General features: G+C 62.3%; 17 protein-coding genes. 5 read left to right on the top strand and 12 right to left on the bottom strand.

Annotation, left to right across the window (positions count from 1 at the left end):
• Positions 1-47: 47 nt before the first annotated feature.
• Genes AC6JBC_RS16915 through AC6JBC_RS16905 form a run of 3 tightly spaced genes read right to left on the bottom strand, consistent with a single transcriptional unit; the run spans position 48 to position 3,273 of the window.
• On the bottom strand, positions 48-1,127 hold the full coding sequence (locus AC6JBC_RS16915) for a 3-ketosteroid-9-alpha-monooxygenase, oxygenase component (protein WP_498026626.1): 1,080 nt from the start codon (positions 1,125-1,127) through the stop codon (positions 48-50).
• Positions 1,128-1,144: 17 nt separating this feature from the next.
• The gene (locus AC6JBC_RS16910; RefSeq protein WP_498026625.1) at positions 1,145-2,338 is read right to left on the bottom strand and encodes a flavin-dependent monooxygenase; all 1,194 of its coding nucleotides are present in this window, start codon (positions 2,336-2,338) and stop codon (positions 1,145-1,147) included.
• A gap of 17 nt (positions 2,339-2,355) precedes the next feature.
• Positions 2,356-3,273, bottom strand: coding sequence for a VOC family protein (locus tag AC6JBC_RS16905; protein WP_498026624.1), 918 nt, complete (start codon positions 3,271-3,273; stop codon positions 2,356-2,358).
• A gap of 187 nt (positions 3,274-3,460) precedes the next feature.
• On the opposite strand from AC6JBC_RS16905, the gene AC6JBC_RS16900 reads away from it, so the two are divergent.
• The gene (locus AC6JBC_RS16900) at positions 3,461-4,228 is read left to right on the top strand and encodes a hypothetical protein (RefSeq protein WP_498026622.1); all 768 of its coding nucleotides are present in this window, start codon (positions 3,461-3,463) and stop codon (positions 4,226-4,228) included.
• A gap of 41 nt (positions 4,229-4,269) precedes the next feature.
• Here the strand turns inward: AC6JBC_RS16900 and AC6JBC_RS16895 are convergent, their stop codons facing one another.
• The 4 genes from AC6JBC_RS16895 to AC6JBC_RS16880 all read right to left on the bottom strand — a co-directional run bounded on the left by AC6JBC_RS16895 (position 4,270) and on the right by AC6JBC_RS16880 (position 7,804).
• On the bottom strand, positions 4,270-4,653 hold the full coding sequence (locus AC6JBC_RS16895; protein WP_498026621.1) for a group II truncated hemoglobin: 384 nt from the start codon (positions 4,651-4,653) through the stop codon (positions 4,270-4,272).
• 216 nt (positions 4,654-4,869) lie between these two features.
• Positions 4,870-5,562 carry an ABC transporter ATP-binding protein gene (locus AC6JBC_RS16890; protein WP_498026620.1) on the bottom strand — a complete coding sequence of 231 codons (693 nt, stop codon included), beginning with the start codon at positions 5,560-5,562 and terminating at the stop codon, positions 4,870-4,872.
• Positions 5,559-6,809, bottom strand: a complete 1,251-nt coding sequence (locus AC6JBC_RS16885; RefSeq protein ID WP_498026619.1) for an ABC transporter permease — start codon at positions 6,807-6,809, stop codon at positions 5,559-5,561. The genes AC6JBC_RS16890 and AC6JBC_RS16885 overlap by 4 nt, the downstream gene beginning before the upstream one ends.
• Complete coding sequence (locus tag AC6JBC_RS16880; protein ID WP_498026618.1) at positions 6,806-7,804, bottom strand: efflux RND transporter periplasmic adaptor subunit; 999 nt, start codon at positions 7,802-7,804, stop codon at positions 6,806-6,808. Before AC6JBC_RS16880 ends, AC6JBC_RS16885 begins: the two co-directional genes overlap by 4 nt.
• Positions 7,805-8,230: 426 nt before the next feature.
• Here AC6JBC_RS16880 and AC6JBC_RS16875 point away from each other — a divergent pair, with 426 nt between their 5' ends.
• Positions 8,231-8,908 carry a phosphoribosyltransferase gene (locus AC6JBC_RS16875; RefSeq protein ID WP_498026617.1) on the top strand — a complete coding sequence of 226 codons (678 nt, stop codon included), beginning with the start codon at positions 8,231-8,233 and terminating at the stop codon, positions 8,906-8,908.
• A gap of 20 nt (positions 8,909-8,928) precedes the next feature.
• Here AC6JBC_RS16875 and AC6JBC_RS16870 read toward each other — a convergent pair whose 3' ends face one another.
• Positions 8,929-9,081, bottom strand: coding sequence for a hypothetical protein (locus AC6JBC_RS16870; RefSeq protein WP_498026616.1), 153 nt, complete (start codon positions 9,079-9,081; stop codon positions 8,929-8,931).
• Positions 9,082-9,119: 38 nt separating this feature from the next.
• Entirely contained in the window at positions 9,120-9,452 is a 333-nt protein-coding gene (locus tag AC6JBC_RS16865) for a hypothetical protein (RefSeq protein WP_498026615.1), read from the bottom strand.
• A gap of 156 nt (positions 9,453-9,608) precedes the next feature.
• Here AC6JBC_RS16865 and AC6JBC_RS16860 point away from each other — a divergent pair, with 156 nt between their 5' ends.
• Positions 9,609-10,457, top strand: coding sequence for a cation transporting ATPase C-terminal domain-containing protein (locus AC6JBC_RS16860; protein WP_498026614.1), 849 nt, complete (start codon positions 9,609-9,611; stop codon positions 10,455-10,457).
• 70 nt (positions 10,458-10,527) lie between these two features.
• Here AC6JBC_RS16860 and AC6JBC_RS16855 read toward each other — a convergent pair whose 3' ends face one another.
• From AC6JBC_RS16855 to AC6JBC_RS16845, 3 genes are read right to left on the bottom strand one after another with little or no spacing between them, the layout of a single operon-like run.
• Positions 10,528-10,836: an alkylphosphonate utilization protein gene (locus AC6JBC_RS16855; protein ID WP_449469547.1), complete on the bottom strand. Its 309-nt coding sequence runs from the start codon at positions 10,834-10,836 to the stop codon at positions 10,528-10,530.
• A gap of 22 nt (positions 10,837-10,858) precedes the next feature.
• Positions 10,859-12,565: a SulP family inorganic anion transporter gene (locus tag AC6JBC_RS16850; protein WP_498026613.1), complete on the bottom strand. Its 1,707-nt coding sequence runs from the start codon at positions 12,563-12,565 to the stop codon at positions 10,859-10,861.
• A complete protein-coding gene (locus tag AC6JBC_RS16845; RefSeq protein ID WP_464780591.1) occupies positions 12,555-12,872 on the bottom strand; it encodes a helix-turn-helix domain-containing protein in 318 nt (105 codons plus the stop codon). Before AC6JBC_RS16845 ends, AC6JBC_RS16850 begins: the two co-directional genes overlap by 11 nt.
• A 267-nt stretch (positions 12,873-13,139) precedes the next feature.
• Here AC6JBC_RS16845 and AC6JBC_RS16840 point away from each other — a divergent pair, with 267 nt between their 5' ends.
• The gene (locus AC6JBC_RS16840) at positions 13,140-13,778 is read left to right on the top strand and encodes a Crp/Fnr family transcriptional regulator (RefSeq protein WP_498026612.1); all 639 of its coding nucleotides are present in this window, start codon (positions 13,140-13,142) and stop codon (positions 13,776-13,778) included.
• 160 nt (positions 13,779-13,938) lie between these two features.
• A complete protein-coding gene (locus tag AC6JBC_RS16835; RefSeq protein WP_498026611.1) occupies positions 13,939-17,025 on the top strand; it encodes a CHAT domain-containing protein in 3,087 nt (1,028 codons plus the stop codon).
• Positions 17,026-17,027: the final 2 nt, after the last annotated feature.

Raw genomic sequence — 17,027 nt, 5'->3', positions numbered from 1 at the left:
AGCGGCCCTAAGGGAAGCTCCGCCGCCGATCCCTTAGCTACGGGATTTCAGGCCGCAGCCTTGCTCCCGCGCAGGTCCACGGTGGTATGGACGCCGTTGACCCGCTTCTGGAACTCGCTCGCGCGGACGCGCGGATTGTAGAATTGGCGATACCATAGCCGTCCCTTGTGAAACGGCCCGTCGTCCGGCACCTGAAGGATGTTGATGGCCGGTTCCTTATATTTCCACAGCTCGAAATCCTGTGAAAAGGCGGCGAGTCCGGCTTCATGATAGGCGCGGGCGGTGGCGCGTTCCTCCACGGTCGCTTGGCCGTTCGCAGCGGTCTGCGCCATCACCGCGAACCAGACGCGGACCTCGCCATCCTCGACCGGCGTGTTGCAGATCATCATGAGCGACGGGTGCTTGCCCTCCATGCGGGACAGCAGGATGCCGGGGCCGGTGTACCAGGTGTCGGTTTCCAGCATGGCGCTGCCATCCACTAGCGTACGATGACCCGACGCAAAGCGCTGGCGCATGATGGGACCGTCAAATTCATTTTCGAAAAAGACATTGCCCGATGAACCATGGACCGGCGCGAAATGCGCATAGTCGGTCATGTTGTCGAGGATTTCCTGCGGGTGGATCGGCAGGGTGCCCAGATGGTCGACCTGCCAGCGGACCCATCCTTCGCCGGTGCGGCCCCATTCGGCGAAGTCGGGCAGGTCATAGTCTGGTTCGGCCCCTTCCATGTCATGCCACATCCATATGCAGCCGGCTTTTTCCACGACCTTATGCGACTTGATACAGGCGGCCTTGGGGATGTTGTGCGTCGAATACGGAATGTCGTCGCATTGGCCTTCGGGAGTGAAGCGCCAGCCATGGGCGGGGCAGCGGATCGAATCTCCCTCCACCTGATTGCCGTCGCGCACGACATAGGATGTGCTGTTGCGCGCAATATTGACGCGCATGTGCGGGCAATAGGCATTCATCAGCACCACACGCCCGCTCTTGCCCCGGTACAGCGCCATGTCCTGTCCGAAGAAGCGGACGGGCTGCGGCTGCTGCGTCACCTCATCGGCTATCGCGACCATGAACCAGCCACGAGGGAAGGTCAGTTCGCCCAGGCCATATTCGGCTGTCTTTGCCATGATCTCTGCCTTTCCTCTTAGATGAAGCTGTCGCCGTTCGGCGCGCCGAGCATGACCCCGCCGAAATTGCGGCCGACGACGCCCGGATTGTTCGCGACATGAGCCCGCCCGGCATGAATGTCGCAGAAGGTACGGGCGATCGGATTGCCGCGATAAATGGCTTCCGCGCCGCTCGTTGCGAAGATGCGGGCGATCAGCGCGCAGCAGCGACCGGAAATTTGCGCGGACTGGAAACGGTAGTGGAGACGGGTTTCAAGGTCCGCCTGCTCGCCCATGCGCGCCTTTTCAGTGAGGTGCGCGAAGTTGCGGAACAGGATGGTCTTCATCTCGTCGATCGCCACACGGGTTTCGGCGATCACCATCTGCACATCGGGGTCGGCCGTGGCACTGGCCCCGCTATTGGCGCTCCTGCGCTTGGCGCCCTTCTCGATGAAGCAGTCGAGCGCGCCCTGAAGCGCCCCGATGGACGAGGAAGATACGGCGCGCACAAAGACCTGCCCGAACGGCAGCTTGTAGAGCGGGCCGGGATTGACCTTTGCCCCCGGATTGGTGGACGCGAAGCCGTCCTTCGACCGATGGGTGCGGTAGGCGGGGACATAGGCATCCTCCACCGTCACATCATGGCTACCCGTGCCGCCTAGGCCGATCGTGTCCCAGATCGGCAGCACCTTGAAATCGCCGCGCGGGACGAGGAAGGTCCAGAAGTCCGGCTCGCCGGTCTCGGGATCGTTGACGAGGCCGCCCAGAAACGCCCAATCGCAATGATCGACGCCGCTGGAAAAGCCCCAGCGCCCGCTGATGCGATAGCCGCCTTCGACCGGGGTCACCTGCGCGCGCGGCATATAGGAGGAGGAGATCAGCGTGGCTTCATTCTTGCCCCACACATCCTCCTGCGCCTGCGCATCGAACAGGGCGAGCTGCCAGTTATGCACGGCGACGACGCCCAGCACCCAGGCGGAGGACATGCAACCTTCGGCCAGCTTCATCTGCACCGCGTAGAAGGTTTCGATGTCCATCTCATATCCGCCATGGCGGCCGGGCTGGAGAATCTTGAAGAAGCCCGCTTCCTGGAAATCGCGGATGGTTTCGTCCGGCACCTTGTTGCCCGCTTCGCAGGCGTCGGCCCGTTCGCGCAGAACCGGCACGAGCGCCGCCGCGCGATCGACAAGATCGGCCATGGCGGGCGCGGTGGTCGCATTGGCAAGCGTCATATTCCCTATCCCTCTGATCAGGCCGCGTTGGCCAGTTTCGCCTGTTCGTCGGCGCCGAAGCCGACACTGAAATCATGGCCCCACAGGCTGGCCGATGTGCTTTCGAAAACGGTGTGACGGTCCCAGTCCACGACCCGCCCGCCGCAGCCATATTCGAGCGCGAAGCCGCCGGGCGTTTCGACGTAGAAGCTGATCATGTGATCGTTGGTATGGCGGCCGAGCGTCGCCATCAGACGCGCGCCGGACGCCAGCATGCGGTCATAGGCGTGGCCGACCTCGTCGATCGTCGCGACTTCGACCATCAGATGGACGCAGCCCGATGGCACCTCGCCTTCGAACAAGGCCAGGCTATGATGACGGCCATTGGCGCAATGCAGGAAGTCGATCCGCATTTCGGGTCCGCCCTCGCCAGCGGGGCGGTGGACCATGAAGTCGGACAGACCAAGGCCCAGCACTGCGCTCAGGAAGCTGCGCGTCTTTGCGATATTCGGGGCGGGCAGTACGGCATGGCCATAGCCAAGGTCGCCGGTAACGAAGCGCGAGCCTTGCGGTGAGCAGAAGGGCGCGAAGCTGCTGACATAGCCATAGCATAGCTCGTGGCGGTTGCCCGAAGGGTCGTGGAACCACACCATGGCGGTGATATGGCGCAATGCCCGCTCCGCCTGCGTCGAATGTGTATAGGCAATGCCTCGCGCATCGAGCGCGGCAAGGGCCTGCGCATATTGCTCTTCGTTGCGCACTTCCCAGCCGCTGGCGCAATAGCCGTCGCGATCGCCTTCGATGATGAACAGCCGCCCCGCGCGCTCGTCAATACGCAGCGCCAGTCCGCCCGGAAGCGCATGGACGGAAAATCCCGCGATGTCTTCGGCGAAGCGGACCCATTGCTGAAGATCGCGGGACGTAATGATGCTGTAGGCGAGAGCCGCGACTTCCATGTCGTCCTCCAGTCGGTTGTGGCGCCATGATGAACCGGGACGACCAGGAGGGAATTGACCATCATCAAATTTCGGGAATTTTCGCTTTCATGAAGCGATTTTTTCTCCGATCATTCGTGGTCTATGCGCTGAGCAAGCGACAATTTTCGTTGCAAATATAACAAAATGCTACGCGCATGTTTGAAATTTGACCTGCCTCAAGGCGCTTGAGGCCACTTCGCCTTCCTATCTGCGGGCCGGGCGAGAGGCTGCGGCAGAGAGGAACAGCATGAACGTCCAATCGACCATGCGCGCAAAGGCGGCGCAGACAATCAGCCACGTTAACCTGCACTATCCTCGGCCTGAAGATGGTCCGGCGGCTGCATTGCTGCTGGAAACCGCCGGGCTCATGAAGACCCAGCAAATGGAACTGCCGCAAGGCGGCATATTCTATCGCTTCACCACCAATGTCCTTGCCCCCAATGACGGGGACAACATCGTCTATCTCAGCCCGCTACCGGCGGCGACAGCGGCGCTGCTGACCGCGGCGCGCGAAGCGCTGGGGTTGGGCACTGATAGCGAGCACCCCGCTGTTTCAGCCTATCGGGCTGCACAGGCAGCCGATCCTGAATATGATTTTCATGTGGGGTTCCTGCATGCATCGCTTGAGCAGCTGGAAGATCGCTATCTGGCGCTCCAGGCGCTGGAGGCCAATGATGTGCGCTTTGCCGGGCGATTGAAGTTTCTGGTCAATCGCGCTCAGCCGGGCGACGCGGAGATCGACGCCCGGCTTGATGCGTCACCAGTTTATAGAGGCGTCACGCGCTACACCTATGGCCGCAATGGTGTGCAAGCTTTTTGCGAGACAGACCTGATCGTCGATGGCCCTTTGGGCGGCGGCGTGGTTCTGGAGTTCGATTATATCTTCCCCGGCCGTGCGGACCACATCCTTGCGGTTTCGGATGCAAGCCGGTGATGCAAGAACTGCCCCCGGTGACATGCGCGGGGCAGTCGGAATCAGGCGCGAACCATGGCCGACGCCATCGCGTCGAAGACGCTGCCAATGCGTGCGGCCAGATGCTCTTCGACGCCGCAATCCTCCATCGCCTTCCGCATCGCAGACGTCCATTGAACGGCAACGGCATCGGTGATGGGAAAGCGGGCGTGCAGCGTCATCATGCACTTGCCGGGGTTGGCGGCGAACCAGTCGCTGTCGCCACCCAGCCAGCCGCACAGAAAACCGCTCAACGACCGCCGCATAGGCGTCAGGTCATCGGCATGCATCGCCCGCAGGTCGCGATAGGCAGGGACGGAGTCGATGAGGTCATAGAATCGATCCACGATCCTGCTGACCCCTTCGCGTCCGCCCACGGCGTGGAAGGGCGGCTGCTCTTCACTCAATTCCGGTCGCCGCGCATGGCGTCCTGGACGCTGAGGCCGCCCAGAACGAGCATGAACACGAGCATCAGGCCAGCGACGAAATGCGGGAAGTAAAGGCCAAACAGCTGATCCATTTTATGTCTCCTTTCCAAAGACATTAAATCTTCAGTCCCGGCGACGAATTGACGTGCGTCAAAAATCAGGGATTTCAGCAGTAAGGAGCCTTTGAGTTCTCGTTCATCGCGATCGAATGTCGGTTCCGCTGATACGGCCGTCTAGCATCGATATCTGCACATCGGCAGCGGCGGCGACGTCGGGATCATGGGTCACGCACACGACCGCGCGGCCCTGATCATGGGCAAGGGCGCGAAACATCTCGACCACGTGGGCGCTGTTCTGGCTGTCGAGATTGCCGGTGGGCTCGTCACAGAGCACCAGCGCGGGATCGTTCGCGATCGCTCGGGCGATCGTCACGCGCTGCCTTTCGCCGCCCGACAGGCGGTTGGGCGTCTTGTCCATCTTTTTGGCCAAGCCGACGGCGGCCATCAAACTCTGTGCCTTCTCCCGCGCCTGTGCTGGCGACAGTCGGCCCAGCCTGCGCATCGGCAGCATCACATTTTCCAGTGCGGTGAATTCGGGCAGCAGGAAGTGAAACTGGAACACGAAGCCGAAATGCGTGAGTCGGATCTGCGCGCGTTCGTCGCCGTCCAGCGCGTTCATGTCGCGCCCCTCAAACAGTAGGGACCCTTCGATCGGACGGTCCAGCAGCCCCAGTAGATAGAGGAGGGAGGATTTGCCACAGCCCGACGGCCCGACGATGGCGACGAAGCTGCCCGGATCAATCGTCAGCGAAACATCGGCAACCAGCGTGACCGGGGGTGGTCCGGCCAGTTCGCGAGAAAGGCCCTGCGCCTGCATGATCGCGCTCATACCGCGCCCCGCAATATGTCGACGGGATCGACCCGTGCCGCTTTCCGCGCAGGAAGCCAGGCCGCGATCACACCCGAAAACAGCGAGGCCGCAGCGGCGATGACATATTGCCGGGCCGATCGATCGAGCGGCAGACGTTCATTGTCCCCACCGATGGGAAAGTGGAGGGAACCCAGTATCGCCAGCAGTCCGTAGCCCAGTAACCATCCTGCAACGATGCCCACCAGCGCCAGCGCCAACCCTTCGAACACGAAAATCAGTTGGAGGTCGCCTTCGGAAAAGCCGATTGAGCGCATGATCGCAATGTCGCGTCTCTTGTCCGACACGCTGTTCGACACGACGGTGTAGATGCCGAAGCTGGCGACCAGCAGGATCGCCGAGACGACACTGTACATGATGACATTGCGGGTCACGAGTAGCGAGAGCAGGTCTGCCGATCGCTCCTCCCAGCTTTCCGCCTTGTAGGCAAAGCGCTCTTCCAGGCGTCGGCTGATGAGCTGCGCGCCATAGGGATCGTCCAGGTGCACGCCGATGCGATTGATGATGAAGGGTCGGCCCAGCAGCGATTGCGCTTCCCGCAGAAGCACATAGCCGAGCGACGAGGACAGCTGAGTCTGGCCGCGCTTGAACAGGCCGACGATGCGGAGCGAACGGCTGTTGCCCGATGCGGAGGTCGCACCCACGCCATCGCCCATGGCAAGGCCGAGGCGCCGCGCCATCTCCTCGCCGATGATGATGCCGCCTTGCGTGCTTTCCAGATCGCGGAGGCGTCCGGTGCGCAGTTTGTCCTCAATGGCGCTGACCTTCTCTTCGACCGCAGGATCGACGCCAACGATCGTCAACGCTTCCTCCCGCCCGCCGCTGCGCAAGGTGATCGCCCCCGTCAGACTGGGTGAGCCGACCGCGCCGGGCATTGCATTGACGGCCCGCAGTATCTCCGGCCAGCCTTTCAGCCCGCGCACTTCGTTGCGGACCTTATAATGGCGTAGGTCAATCGCCGCACCTTTGTATAATCTGACGCCCGGTTGCGGGGGCGGACTGCGCAGTTCGTCGGAAATGATGATGTGCGGGGCCGCATCGATCAGCGTCTTGATGAAATCATTCTGGCTTCCGATCATCATCGCGGAGACGGCCAGGAAGAAGCCGACGCCTACCGCAACGCCGCTCACGGCAACCAGAGTCTGTCGGCGCCGACCTACCAGATGCCGGGCGGCGATGCTTGCCAACAGCCAGAGCTGCCCGCTCATTGCGTTACCCGCACCCGCATATTGTCCGAGAGTTTGCCCTCGGGCGCTCTCACGATCATTTCGCCTTGCGATAGACCTGAAAGGATCTGGACATCGCCGGACCCAGCGATGCCAGTCCGCACCGCCCGGGCATGAGCGCGTCCGTCGCGGATGACCCAGACCTTGTCATCCTCTATCGCACTCGTCGGCACCAGCAGCGCGCGATCCGCGCGCCGGGTGACGATGTTGACTTCCAGCGTCAGCCCGAGCGGCAGCGCCAGACGCTGGTCGGTAACGATATACACGCGGAAGGCGCGCTGTTCGGGATCGCCGCCGGGCGTCACTTCGCGGACCTGGCCATGCAGCACCCGACCGGGCCAGGCATCGCTCGACATCAGCGCCGCCTGGCCTGCGCGAATCCTCGGCACGTCGCGTTCATCGACCGTTGTGGTGATTCGGACGCTGGCGGGATCGCCCAGCGTCATGAGCGCGCGGCCAGGGGTTGCGAGATCGCCCGGTTCCACATCGCGGCGCAGGACGATGCCGTTGATGCCTGACCGCACCACCATCTGATTGAGGCGGGCACGCGCGCCTTCCTCCGCCGCCTTTGCACTGTCGGCCGCTGCAACGGCGGAATCACGAGCGGCCCGCGTGACCCGCCCTTTGGCGAACAGCGCGAGCGTGCGCCGCTCGTCCTGCAAGGCAACGCGACGCTGTGCCGTCGCCTGTTGCACAGCATGGCGCTGTTCCTCGTCATCCAGCAGGATGAGCGGCTGGTCGCGCTCCACGCGCTGCGCTTCCTCCACCAGCACTTGACGGACAGGGGCGGTAAGGCGCGCGGATATGGTGACAGGATGTTCCGCTTCTACAAAGCCGGTGGCATAGACCAGTTCGACCGCATTGCCGACACGAACGGGTATGAGCCTGACGTCGTGCGCTCGCTCGGCGAGCAGCCAATAAACCGCCGCCGCCGCCAGCAGCGCCAGCGGCAACAGCCAGAGCGCAATGCGTTTCATGCCCCCTCTATAGCATCATGCTGAAATCATTGCGTGCCCGTATCGGTGCGGCAAGAAGCATCAGCACCAGCGGGTTGCCAGCCTTCGCGCCAAATCTGCGGCAACGCGGCGCCGGGATCGTTCGAGTAAGTCGAGCAATGTTCATCTGCTGTGAACGATAGTGAGTCGATGAGAAACGCAGACGTCAGTACGGATTCTATTGGAGGAGAAACTTAGAACTTAAAAATAATCATGTTGATTTTCATAATTTTAAATCGGCATTCATCAGTTCGTATTTCTTGGTGATCCTGGAAAAGATAGCGTTGTGTAGGCGAAGTGAAATCCTTCGACAGGTGAGGCTCTGGGCCGTGTTTGTGCCGCGACGCTCCTGATCGTCATCAGCCTGGCCTGACGTTGGTTCAACTCTCACCTGAAGGGGGAGACCCGATGAAGCCTCAATCCATGCTGTTTCACGATCGTCGTGATGCAGGCGTCCATTTGGCCAAGGCGTTGGCACGTTTTGCGCCAAGCCATCCGTTGGTGCTTGCCTTGCCGCGAGGAGGCGTGCCAGTCGCCTTCGAAGTGGCAAGAGCGCTCGATGCGGATCTGGATCTTCTCTTCGTGCGCAAGCTCGGCGCGCCGGGCAATGAGGAACTGGGCATCGGCGCGGTGGTCGATGGGGCAGAACCGCAAATTGTCCTCAATGAGGAAATCGTGCGGCAGCTGGCCCCCACGCCGGAGTATATCCGCGCCGAGATGCGCAAGCAGCTGGCTGAAATCGATCGGCGTTGGCGCGTCTATCTGGGGAATAATGAACCCGTTCCGGTAGCGGGCCGTACCGTGATCGTGGTGGATGACGGCATAGCAACCGGAGGCACGATCAAGGCGGCGCTGAAGGGCATGAGCAAGGCGCATCCCGCGCGGCTCATTCTGGCGGTGCCGGTGGCGCCTGCGGCGGTGATCGCAGGTCTACGGGGGGAATGCGACGACATCATCTGCCTTTACGAACCCCATCCCTTCTATGCGGTCGGCGCGCATTATGTGGTATTCGATCAGACGAGCGATGCCGAAGTGGTCAAGCTGCTGGATGATGCGCGTCGGCAACGGCATACCCAATCGGCGTGATTGTGACCTCTATGGCAAGTTCAGCCCAGTTCGTGCTGCAATAGCCCGTTCAGGATGATCCATAGCCATTCTCCGCTGATCAATTGGGCGGCCAGGAGGATAAGGATCAACGTGGCTGCGACTATGGCCAATATCAGCCATAGACGGGTCGTGGGGCTGTCTCGTTGCGTCATGGTCACTCTCCGGCGGGCCTGGAGCGCACGATCCGGCCTCAAGGATTGGTCCGGCTGGCGACCACGGCCGATCCGTCGGGCTGGATCTGGATGAGATGATAAGTCCCATCCTCGCATTGTGCCTTCCAGGCAGCGGACGGCGGGGTGGTTCCGGGCATCGGGCTGCTGTCGATCACTTGCTGGCAAGGCAGGCCAGCATCCCGGATAGCACGGAAAAATGCCGCATCCCGGGCCTGTTTGGGCAATGCCGCGATCTCCTCGACATAGTTCATCGTCGAACCATTCGTCTGGGGCGCGGGCGCTTCCGTCTCGTTCGCCGGTTTACACGCGCTGGTGATCAGCACGGCGGCCAATAGCGGAAGTGTTCGCATCGCGATGCTCCTTCAACTGACAAGATGGAGAAGCCTATTTCCCACGTCCCGAATGCGTCGCCCATCGGGACATATACCTATTACAGCCGGGGGGAGCGGGGGATAGCCTTACGGGCATGAAGAGGATCGTCACGCTCACGATGAATCCGGCCATCGATGTCGCCTATGAGGCGGATCGGGTCTTTCACACGCGCAAGATGCGGGCGCGTCAATGACGCACCGGCGCTAAAGGCCGCCCATATCGGCATCGCCATGGGCAAGCGCGGCACGGACGTAGCACGGGAGGCTGCGGCCATCGTCCTGGTTGAGGATGATTTCGGCGCCATCGTCGTCGCCATTCGGCTCGGCCGCCGCATTTATGACAATATCCGCAAAGCCATAGGTTTCATCTTCGCGGTCCATGTGCCGATCGCAGGGCTTGCCGTTTCCCCACTTCTGCTGGACCTGCCGTTGGTGCTGGGGCCAATCCAGATAGCCCTTCTCGAAATGATCATCGATCCGGTTTGCGCGCTCGTCTTCGAAGCCGAACGGGAAGAAAACCGTATCATGCGCAGGCCACCGCGCAATCCGGACGAACGCCTCTTTGCCGGACGTCTGGTCCTGCCAAGCATCGCTTATGGCGGAATTGCCTTCGCGCTGCTCCTCGCTCTCCACATCTGCGCAACCCTCTGGGCCTATGACCCTGGCCGCGTGCGGGCGCTCCTCTTCTTTGGGCTGGTGGCGTCCATCATGGCGTTGGTGCTGGTCAATCGGTCCTTCAGTACATCGCTGACGAGCGCCGTCTGGCGACACAATGTTTCGCTGCGCTATGTCGCGCTGCTCGTTCTTTTGGCTTGTGCGCTCATATTCATGCTGGAACCCCTACGTCAGGTTCTGGACTTTGCTCCGTTGAAGCTGACGGATTTGGCCCTCCTGATCCTCATGCCCGCCTGCGTTCTCTTTCTGTGCGAACTGCTAAAGGGGCGCATGGGATGGAGCGCACGTCGCGCCGCGCGCGCGGATTGACGCACTGTCCAGCTACAAGTCCGGAGCGATCCGTCCATCTCCATGCCAGCGTTTTGGACCCCGCCGCAGATCAATGCTTGCGCACAAACTCGGCTCGCAGAACCAGGCCTTTGATGCCCTCATAGCGGCAGTCGATTTCCTGTGGGTCGCCGGTCAGCCTGATCGATTTGATCACGGTGCCTTTGCGCAGCGTCTGCCCGGCGCCCTTCACCTTCAGATCCTTGATCGTGATGACGCTGTCGCCATCCGCCAGAAGATTACCGGCGGAATCATGCACTTCAACCCGGTCTGCGAGTTGGTCCTTGGCAGCAGCCTCCGCCGCGGAAATCCACTCGCCCGAAGCTTCGTCATATACATATTCGTCGTTTGTATCGGTCATTTCAAATCCCTGGTTCTGATGGTTAGTTGAGCCGCTGTACCGCGGAAGTTGGTGCGAGAATGATCGCCTTTGCGAGGCGGAGGGCGCCGGGGAAATCATCGCTGAAGATGATGCGCCGATCCGCCGGTCCCAGCGATACCCGCTTGAGCATCGTCATGGGTTGTGCCTGAACGCCTGAAACTATGATCTGCGTCCCGGCGGAGGCCGCTTGCCGGACGATTTCCTCGATCGCCGTCACGCCGCTCGCATCAAGCAGGGGCACCTGCCGCAGCCGAAGAATGATGACCTTCGGCGTGGGGCCGACCCGCCGCAGCGTATCGAGCAATTCATTCGCGACGCCAAAGAAGACCGGTCCATCGACACGGAACACCTCTACACCCGGCGGAAGCGCATCGCGCTGGTGGATGTCCTCTTTTTCTTCGGATGGCGGCGTTTCATTACCGCTGTCGTTCGCAATCTCTACCGTGCGGCTCATGCGCATCATGAAGAGCAGCGAAGCCAGCGTCACGCCTACGCCGATCGCCACGGTGAGATCGACCAGAACAGTGAGGCCGAAGGTCAGCAGCAACAGGCCCCGGTCGCCATTGGGCATCCGCAGCAGCTGGATGAAGCGATGATGTTCGCTCATGCCCCAGGCGACCATGAACAGGATGGCGGCGAGTGCTGCCAGCGGCACGAAGGCCATGAGATCCGAGGCAAATAGAATGAACAGCAACAGGAACAGCGCATGCATCATGCCGGCGATGGGCGTGATGGCGCCCGCCTTGATGTTGGTCGCTGTGCGGGCGATGGCACCCGTCGCTGGCAGGCCACCGAACAATGCGGATGCGATGTTGGCGACGCCCTGGCCGACAAGCTCCTGATTGGATCGATGCCTTGATCCGATCATGCCGTCGGCCACGACCGTAGAAAGAAGTGCCTCGATTCCCGCCAGAAACGCAATCGTGAATGCAGAGGGGACGACTGCCTGAAGCTTGGCAAGAGAGAAATCTGGCAAAGCGGGGACAGGGATTCCGGTGGGCAGGTTTGGAAATCGCGATCCGATCGTTTCCACCGGCAACTGGAGCAGCGCCGCCAACGCTGCTGCCAATATGACTGCGATCAGGAATCCCGGCGCCCGTGGCGCCCATTTGCGCAGGGCGATGATCAGCGCCAGCGCCCCGGCGCCGATCGCCAAGCTCAGTATCTGAATGCTGCCCAGCGCAGAGAAATAGGCCTGCCATTTGGGGATGAAATCGGCGGGGACACCGCCGTCTATCCGCAGGCCGAGAAAATCCTTCACCTGGCTCGACGCGATAATGACGGCGATGCCTGCGGTGAATCCGATGACGACGGGTTGGGGAATGAAGCGAACGAGACTGCCCAGGCCCGAATATCCGGCAATGATCAGCATCAGCCCAGCCATCAGCGTCGCCAGGAGCAGTCCGTCATAGCCATGCTGTGCGATGACCCCGAAAACGACGACCACAAAGGCGCCCGTCGGCCCACCGACCTGAACCCGCGATCCGCCGAGCGCTGAAATCAGGAAACCGGCTATAACGGCCGTGATGAGTCCCTTGTCAGGAGACGCTCCACTCGCGATCGCCAGCGCCATGGCAAGAGGCAGGGCGACAATCGCGACAGTGAGTCCGGCAATGCAATCGCGCCGCAGGCGATCGGTCGAATAGCCCTCGCGCAGGACCGTAATCAGCTTGGGCGTGAAGGCGACAAGTCGCGCGTTACGATCCATCGTCTTGGGCCGTCTGATCGAACAGTACGGAGGGCACGCGCCGGGGTTGCTGGCCGGACGCTGTTTCCCTGAGGCGGACACCACGTCCCGCACCACTACTCGGCGCATTCTCGCCGATAATCTCGATCCCTGCCGCTTCGAGCGCGCTGATCACCTTCACCAATGTATCAACGACGCTTCGCACCTGCCCATCGGACGCTTCCATGCGCTGGATCGTAGGCAGGGAAACGCTCGCCAAGGCGGCCAGCTGGCGCTGATCAATTCCGAGCAATGCTCGTGCGGCCCGCATTTGCTGAGAAGTGATCATTGGCCCTCGAATGATGTATAAAACATCAAATTACAATCTTAGAACATATATATGCAATGTGATAGGTCAAATCTAAATTGCTTTTATCGGATTTGTCGGACTGGCGAGGGCAACTCACCGTCACAATGAAGTCAAACTGAATAGTCCGGACGACTGTCGTCCTTACGCACCATTTCGCCGCAACGGCTTAATGGCTCCAACATGGGTAAAGGGCGGCTTACATATTTTAGCTATGCTCTTCATGGGGGCATCGACAGGGAATTGCCCATGTTAGGCCAGGTTGCGGTTAAGGAATCCGACTGCCATTTTCGTCCGCATCAGTTTCTCGCTCGGGAGGATGAACAGCCCGAAGCCATTTTCCAAATTGATGAGGGCTGGGCGTGCCGGTATCGGTTGCTACCTGACGGACGGCGCCAGATCACCGGTCTGTACCTGCCCGGCGACATTTGCGAACCACATTGGGCGCTGGGCAAACGGCCTTCTCAGCCCATAGTTGCGCTCACCAATGTGCGGGCCACGCGCCTTCCCTGCGTTTCCGATGGAACGCTTCTGGTGGAAAGCCATCAAGCCTGCTGGAAAAGCCTGGCCGAGGTCATCGATCGGCAGACCAACTGGCTGGTAACGCTCGGCCGCAAGACCGCGCTGGAGCGTTTGGCGCATCTGCTTCTGGAACTGTTCGGACGCATGCGTGCGTCGGGTCTGACCTATGGCCAGCAATGCGCGATGCCGCTTACGCAGATGGAAATTGCGGACCTTACCGGCCTGACACCGGTGCATGTCAACCGGACGCTACAGACTATGCGGGCACGGGGGCTGGTGGAATTGCAATCCAAGTGGCTGCGGATCCCCAACCTTGCGTCCCTGCGGGAGGCGGCGGCGCTCACCCCCAACGAAATGCTGGTTTAAGCGCTGCATCGGATCGGCGCGACACCCCTCTTTTACCTTGCGGCAAGCTGGGGCGGCGCTATGAAGAGCGCGCCGGGTCCCGCCATGGGGGGCTTGCACGGACAGATCCGGCGAGGCTGGGGGGATAGCCTTGAGCGCTATAGGAAATTTCTGTCGGATCTTGGCCGGGCTGGGCGCTTTGGGCCTGTCATCTGCGCTGGCCGCGCAGTCGGAGCTCGACCGGCCGCTGTTGCAGGACAGCTTTCGCATCGGCAGCGGCGGCGGAGCGCTCTGTCAGGCGCAAAGTGTCAACGGCGACCCGGCAAGCCGCACCATGTTCGATCGCGCCTGGGCCGTTGTATGTCGTGACGCCGCGCGTCCGGTAGGCCGCATCTATGCGCTCCGGCGGAGCGGGGTCGATAACGAAGGGGCGCTGCTCGAAAGACTGTCGGCATCGCGCCGATCTGCCGTGAACTGCGGTGCGCCGGGCGGAATGACCTTGCCCGATATTGGCGCAGTAACAGTCCGCCATTGCTCCAGCGAAGCGGGCGCTTACCGCATCCTGTCCGTCGAACGGGGCAAGACGCTTTATGTGACGCAGGGCTTCGCGCCCTATGACACGGTCCTGGACCTTGGCCTCCGCACCGTCACGTCGGGTCGCACCGTGCCGGGCAAGATCGACATCGTCACGACCGGCGGCGGCAATGCGGCAGCCTTTGCCCGGATGCAGGCGGCGACCCTCGACCCGCAGACCGTGATGGCGGAGGGTTATCGCCGCAACGCTTCCGGCAACTATGCCGAGGCCGCCGAATTTTTCGACAGCCTGACCGACCGCCTCGCCCGCGATCCCGATACGCAAGCCTTAAGCCCCGCCGAACGGGCGAACCGACAACACGAATATCTCGTGAACCACGGTTTGCAATTGTCCAACCTTGGCCTGTTCGATCAGGCCGATGCCGCCTTTGCCCAGGCTCGCGCAGTGCCGACGGCAGATGCTGTCCAACTCCGCCTGCGCCGTAATTTCGAAGCTGTGCATCACCTTAATCAGCAGGACCTTCAGGGCGCGCTCGCCTTGCTCGACCAGCCCGTGGAAGGCGGTACGGCCCTTGCCGCTGGCACTGATGGCGCATTGACCCTGCCGAACGACGTGGCGGCGGAACTGAGCAGTGGGGCGCCTGAAACGCGGGCACTGGGCGTACGGCAGGATACAGCACTTACGCCGCGTGAGCGGGCGGCCATACTCGATGCGCAAGCACAGCAATTGCGCGGCACCATCTTGCGCCTGTCGGGCAAGCCTCGGGAGGCGCGCACCGTGCTCACCCAGGCGCTCCACGACGTGCAGCGGGTGCGCGATGGCCGCGTGACATCGATCACCCGCCTGCGCGCGCAACTGCTGGGCGAGATCGCGCTGACGCACGAAGCGGAACAGGATTATGGCGGTGCCGAGGCGCGGCTCAATCAAGCCGTCAGCCTGATCGCCGCCCAATATCCCGAAACGATGGCCCTCAACGGCGCGCGTGCCCGGCTGGGCGCCTTCCTCGTGCGGCGCGGGCGGACCGATGAGGCGCTGAAGACCTATCGCGCGATCATGACGTCCACCGTGGCCAATCGTGGCACGCTGACGGCGATGGCGAACCAGTTGCAGCCCTATTTCACGCTGCTCACGTCCGAAATGCCCCGACGCCCCGAACTGGCGGCGGACCTGTTCGAAGCGTCGCAATTGCTGGTGCGACCCGGTGCGGCAGAGACGCTGGAATTGCTGAGCCGCGAATTGTCGGCGGGCGACGGAGAGGCCGCGCGTCTTTTCCGCCAGTCGACATCTCTGTCGCGCGATATAGAGCGCGGCCGCATCGCGCTCGCCCAATTGCGTGAAGCGGGTAGCGACGACAGCGCGACCCAGGATGAGATCGCGCGGCGGCAGGCGGAGATCGACGCGCTGGCGACCGATCAGGCCGCGACGTTGACGGCACTGGCCGCCTATCCGCAATATCGTGCCGTCAGCCCGCAAGCGCTGACCCTTGGGGAAATGCGCGGAACGTTGAAGGCGGGGGAGGGCTATTACAAGCTCGCCCAGCTTGGCGATGCCCTCTACGCGCTGTGGATAGACGGGCAGGGGGCAACGGGCTTCCGCTTGCCCATCAGCGCTGGCGAGGTGGCGCGCAAGGTCGCGGCGCTGCGCGATACGATTTCGACCGATGTCGCGGGTGTGCAGTCCACCTATGCGCTCGATCTGCCGGTGGCGCGCAGCCTCTATCTCGACCTGTTCGGCCCGATCGATGAACGGCTGAAGGCCGCGCGGCATCTGATCTTCGAGCCGGACGGCGCGATGCTGCAACTGCCGGTCAATCTGCTGGTCGCCAGTCAGCCGGGCGTCGATGCCTATGCCGCGCGGCTGGAAAAGGGCGGCGATGAGTTCGACTTCCGGGGCATCGACTGGCTCGGCCGCGATCATGCGGTGAGCACCGCCTTGTCGGCTCGCGCCTTCCGCGACGCCCGGCTGACGCCGCCGTCGGGCGCACCGCAAAGCTATATCGGCTTTGGCGACAATGCGCCGATTGCCGGACCAAGGCTTGCCGCCCTGACGCGTGGCGCGCTGCCCGGTCAGGCTGACGATTGCAGCTGGTCGCCTGCCCAGTGGAGTCACCCGATCCCGGCGGACGAGTTGCGTCAGGCGGCGCAGGCGGTTGGAACCTCGGGCAGCGAACTGGTAACCGGCGCGGCCTTCACTGACGAGGCGGTCAAGGCGCGCAATGACCTCAACCACTTCCGCATCCTGCATTTCGCCACCCACGGCCTTGTCACGCCGCCGCGCGCGGGATGCCCGGCCCGTCCAGCCTTGCTGACCAGCTTTGCGCCAAAGGCCGGGTCGGACGGCTTGCTGCAATTTGGCGAAATCTTCGATCTGCGGCTGGATGCGGACCTTGTCATATTGTCGGCCTGCGACACGGCCGGGGCGGCGGGGGCCGAAACGACCCGCGCGGCCGGGCTTTCCGGCAGCGGCGGAGCGCTCGACGGCTTGGTACGCGCATTCATCGGCGCGGGCGGCCGTTCCATCATCGCGAGCCATTGGCCTGCTCCCGAAGAATATCGCGCGACCGAAAGGCTGATGGCCGGGCTGTTCGCGGCGGCTCCCGACCAACCCGTGGCTGAGGCGCTGCGTTCGGCCCAGATTCAGCTGATGGACGACGCGGATACTTCGCATCCTTTCTACTGGTCCGGCTTTGCCGTCATAGGCGATGGCGCCCGTCCGTTGATCGCCCGGCGCTGATC

The organism is Sphingobium sp. RC1 (assembly GCF_059738765.1).
Note: the sequence above shows the minus strand (reverse complement) of the source record. Positions and strands in the feature narration are given on the sequence as shown.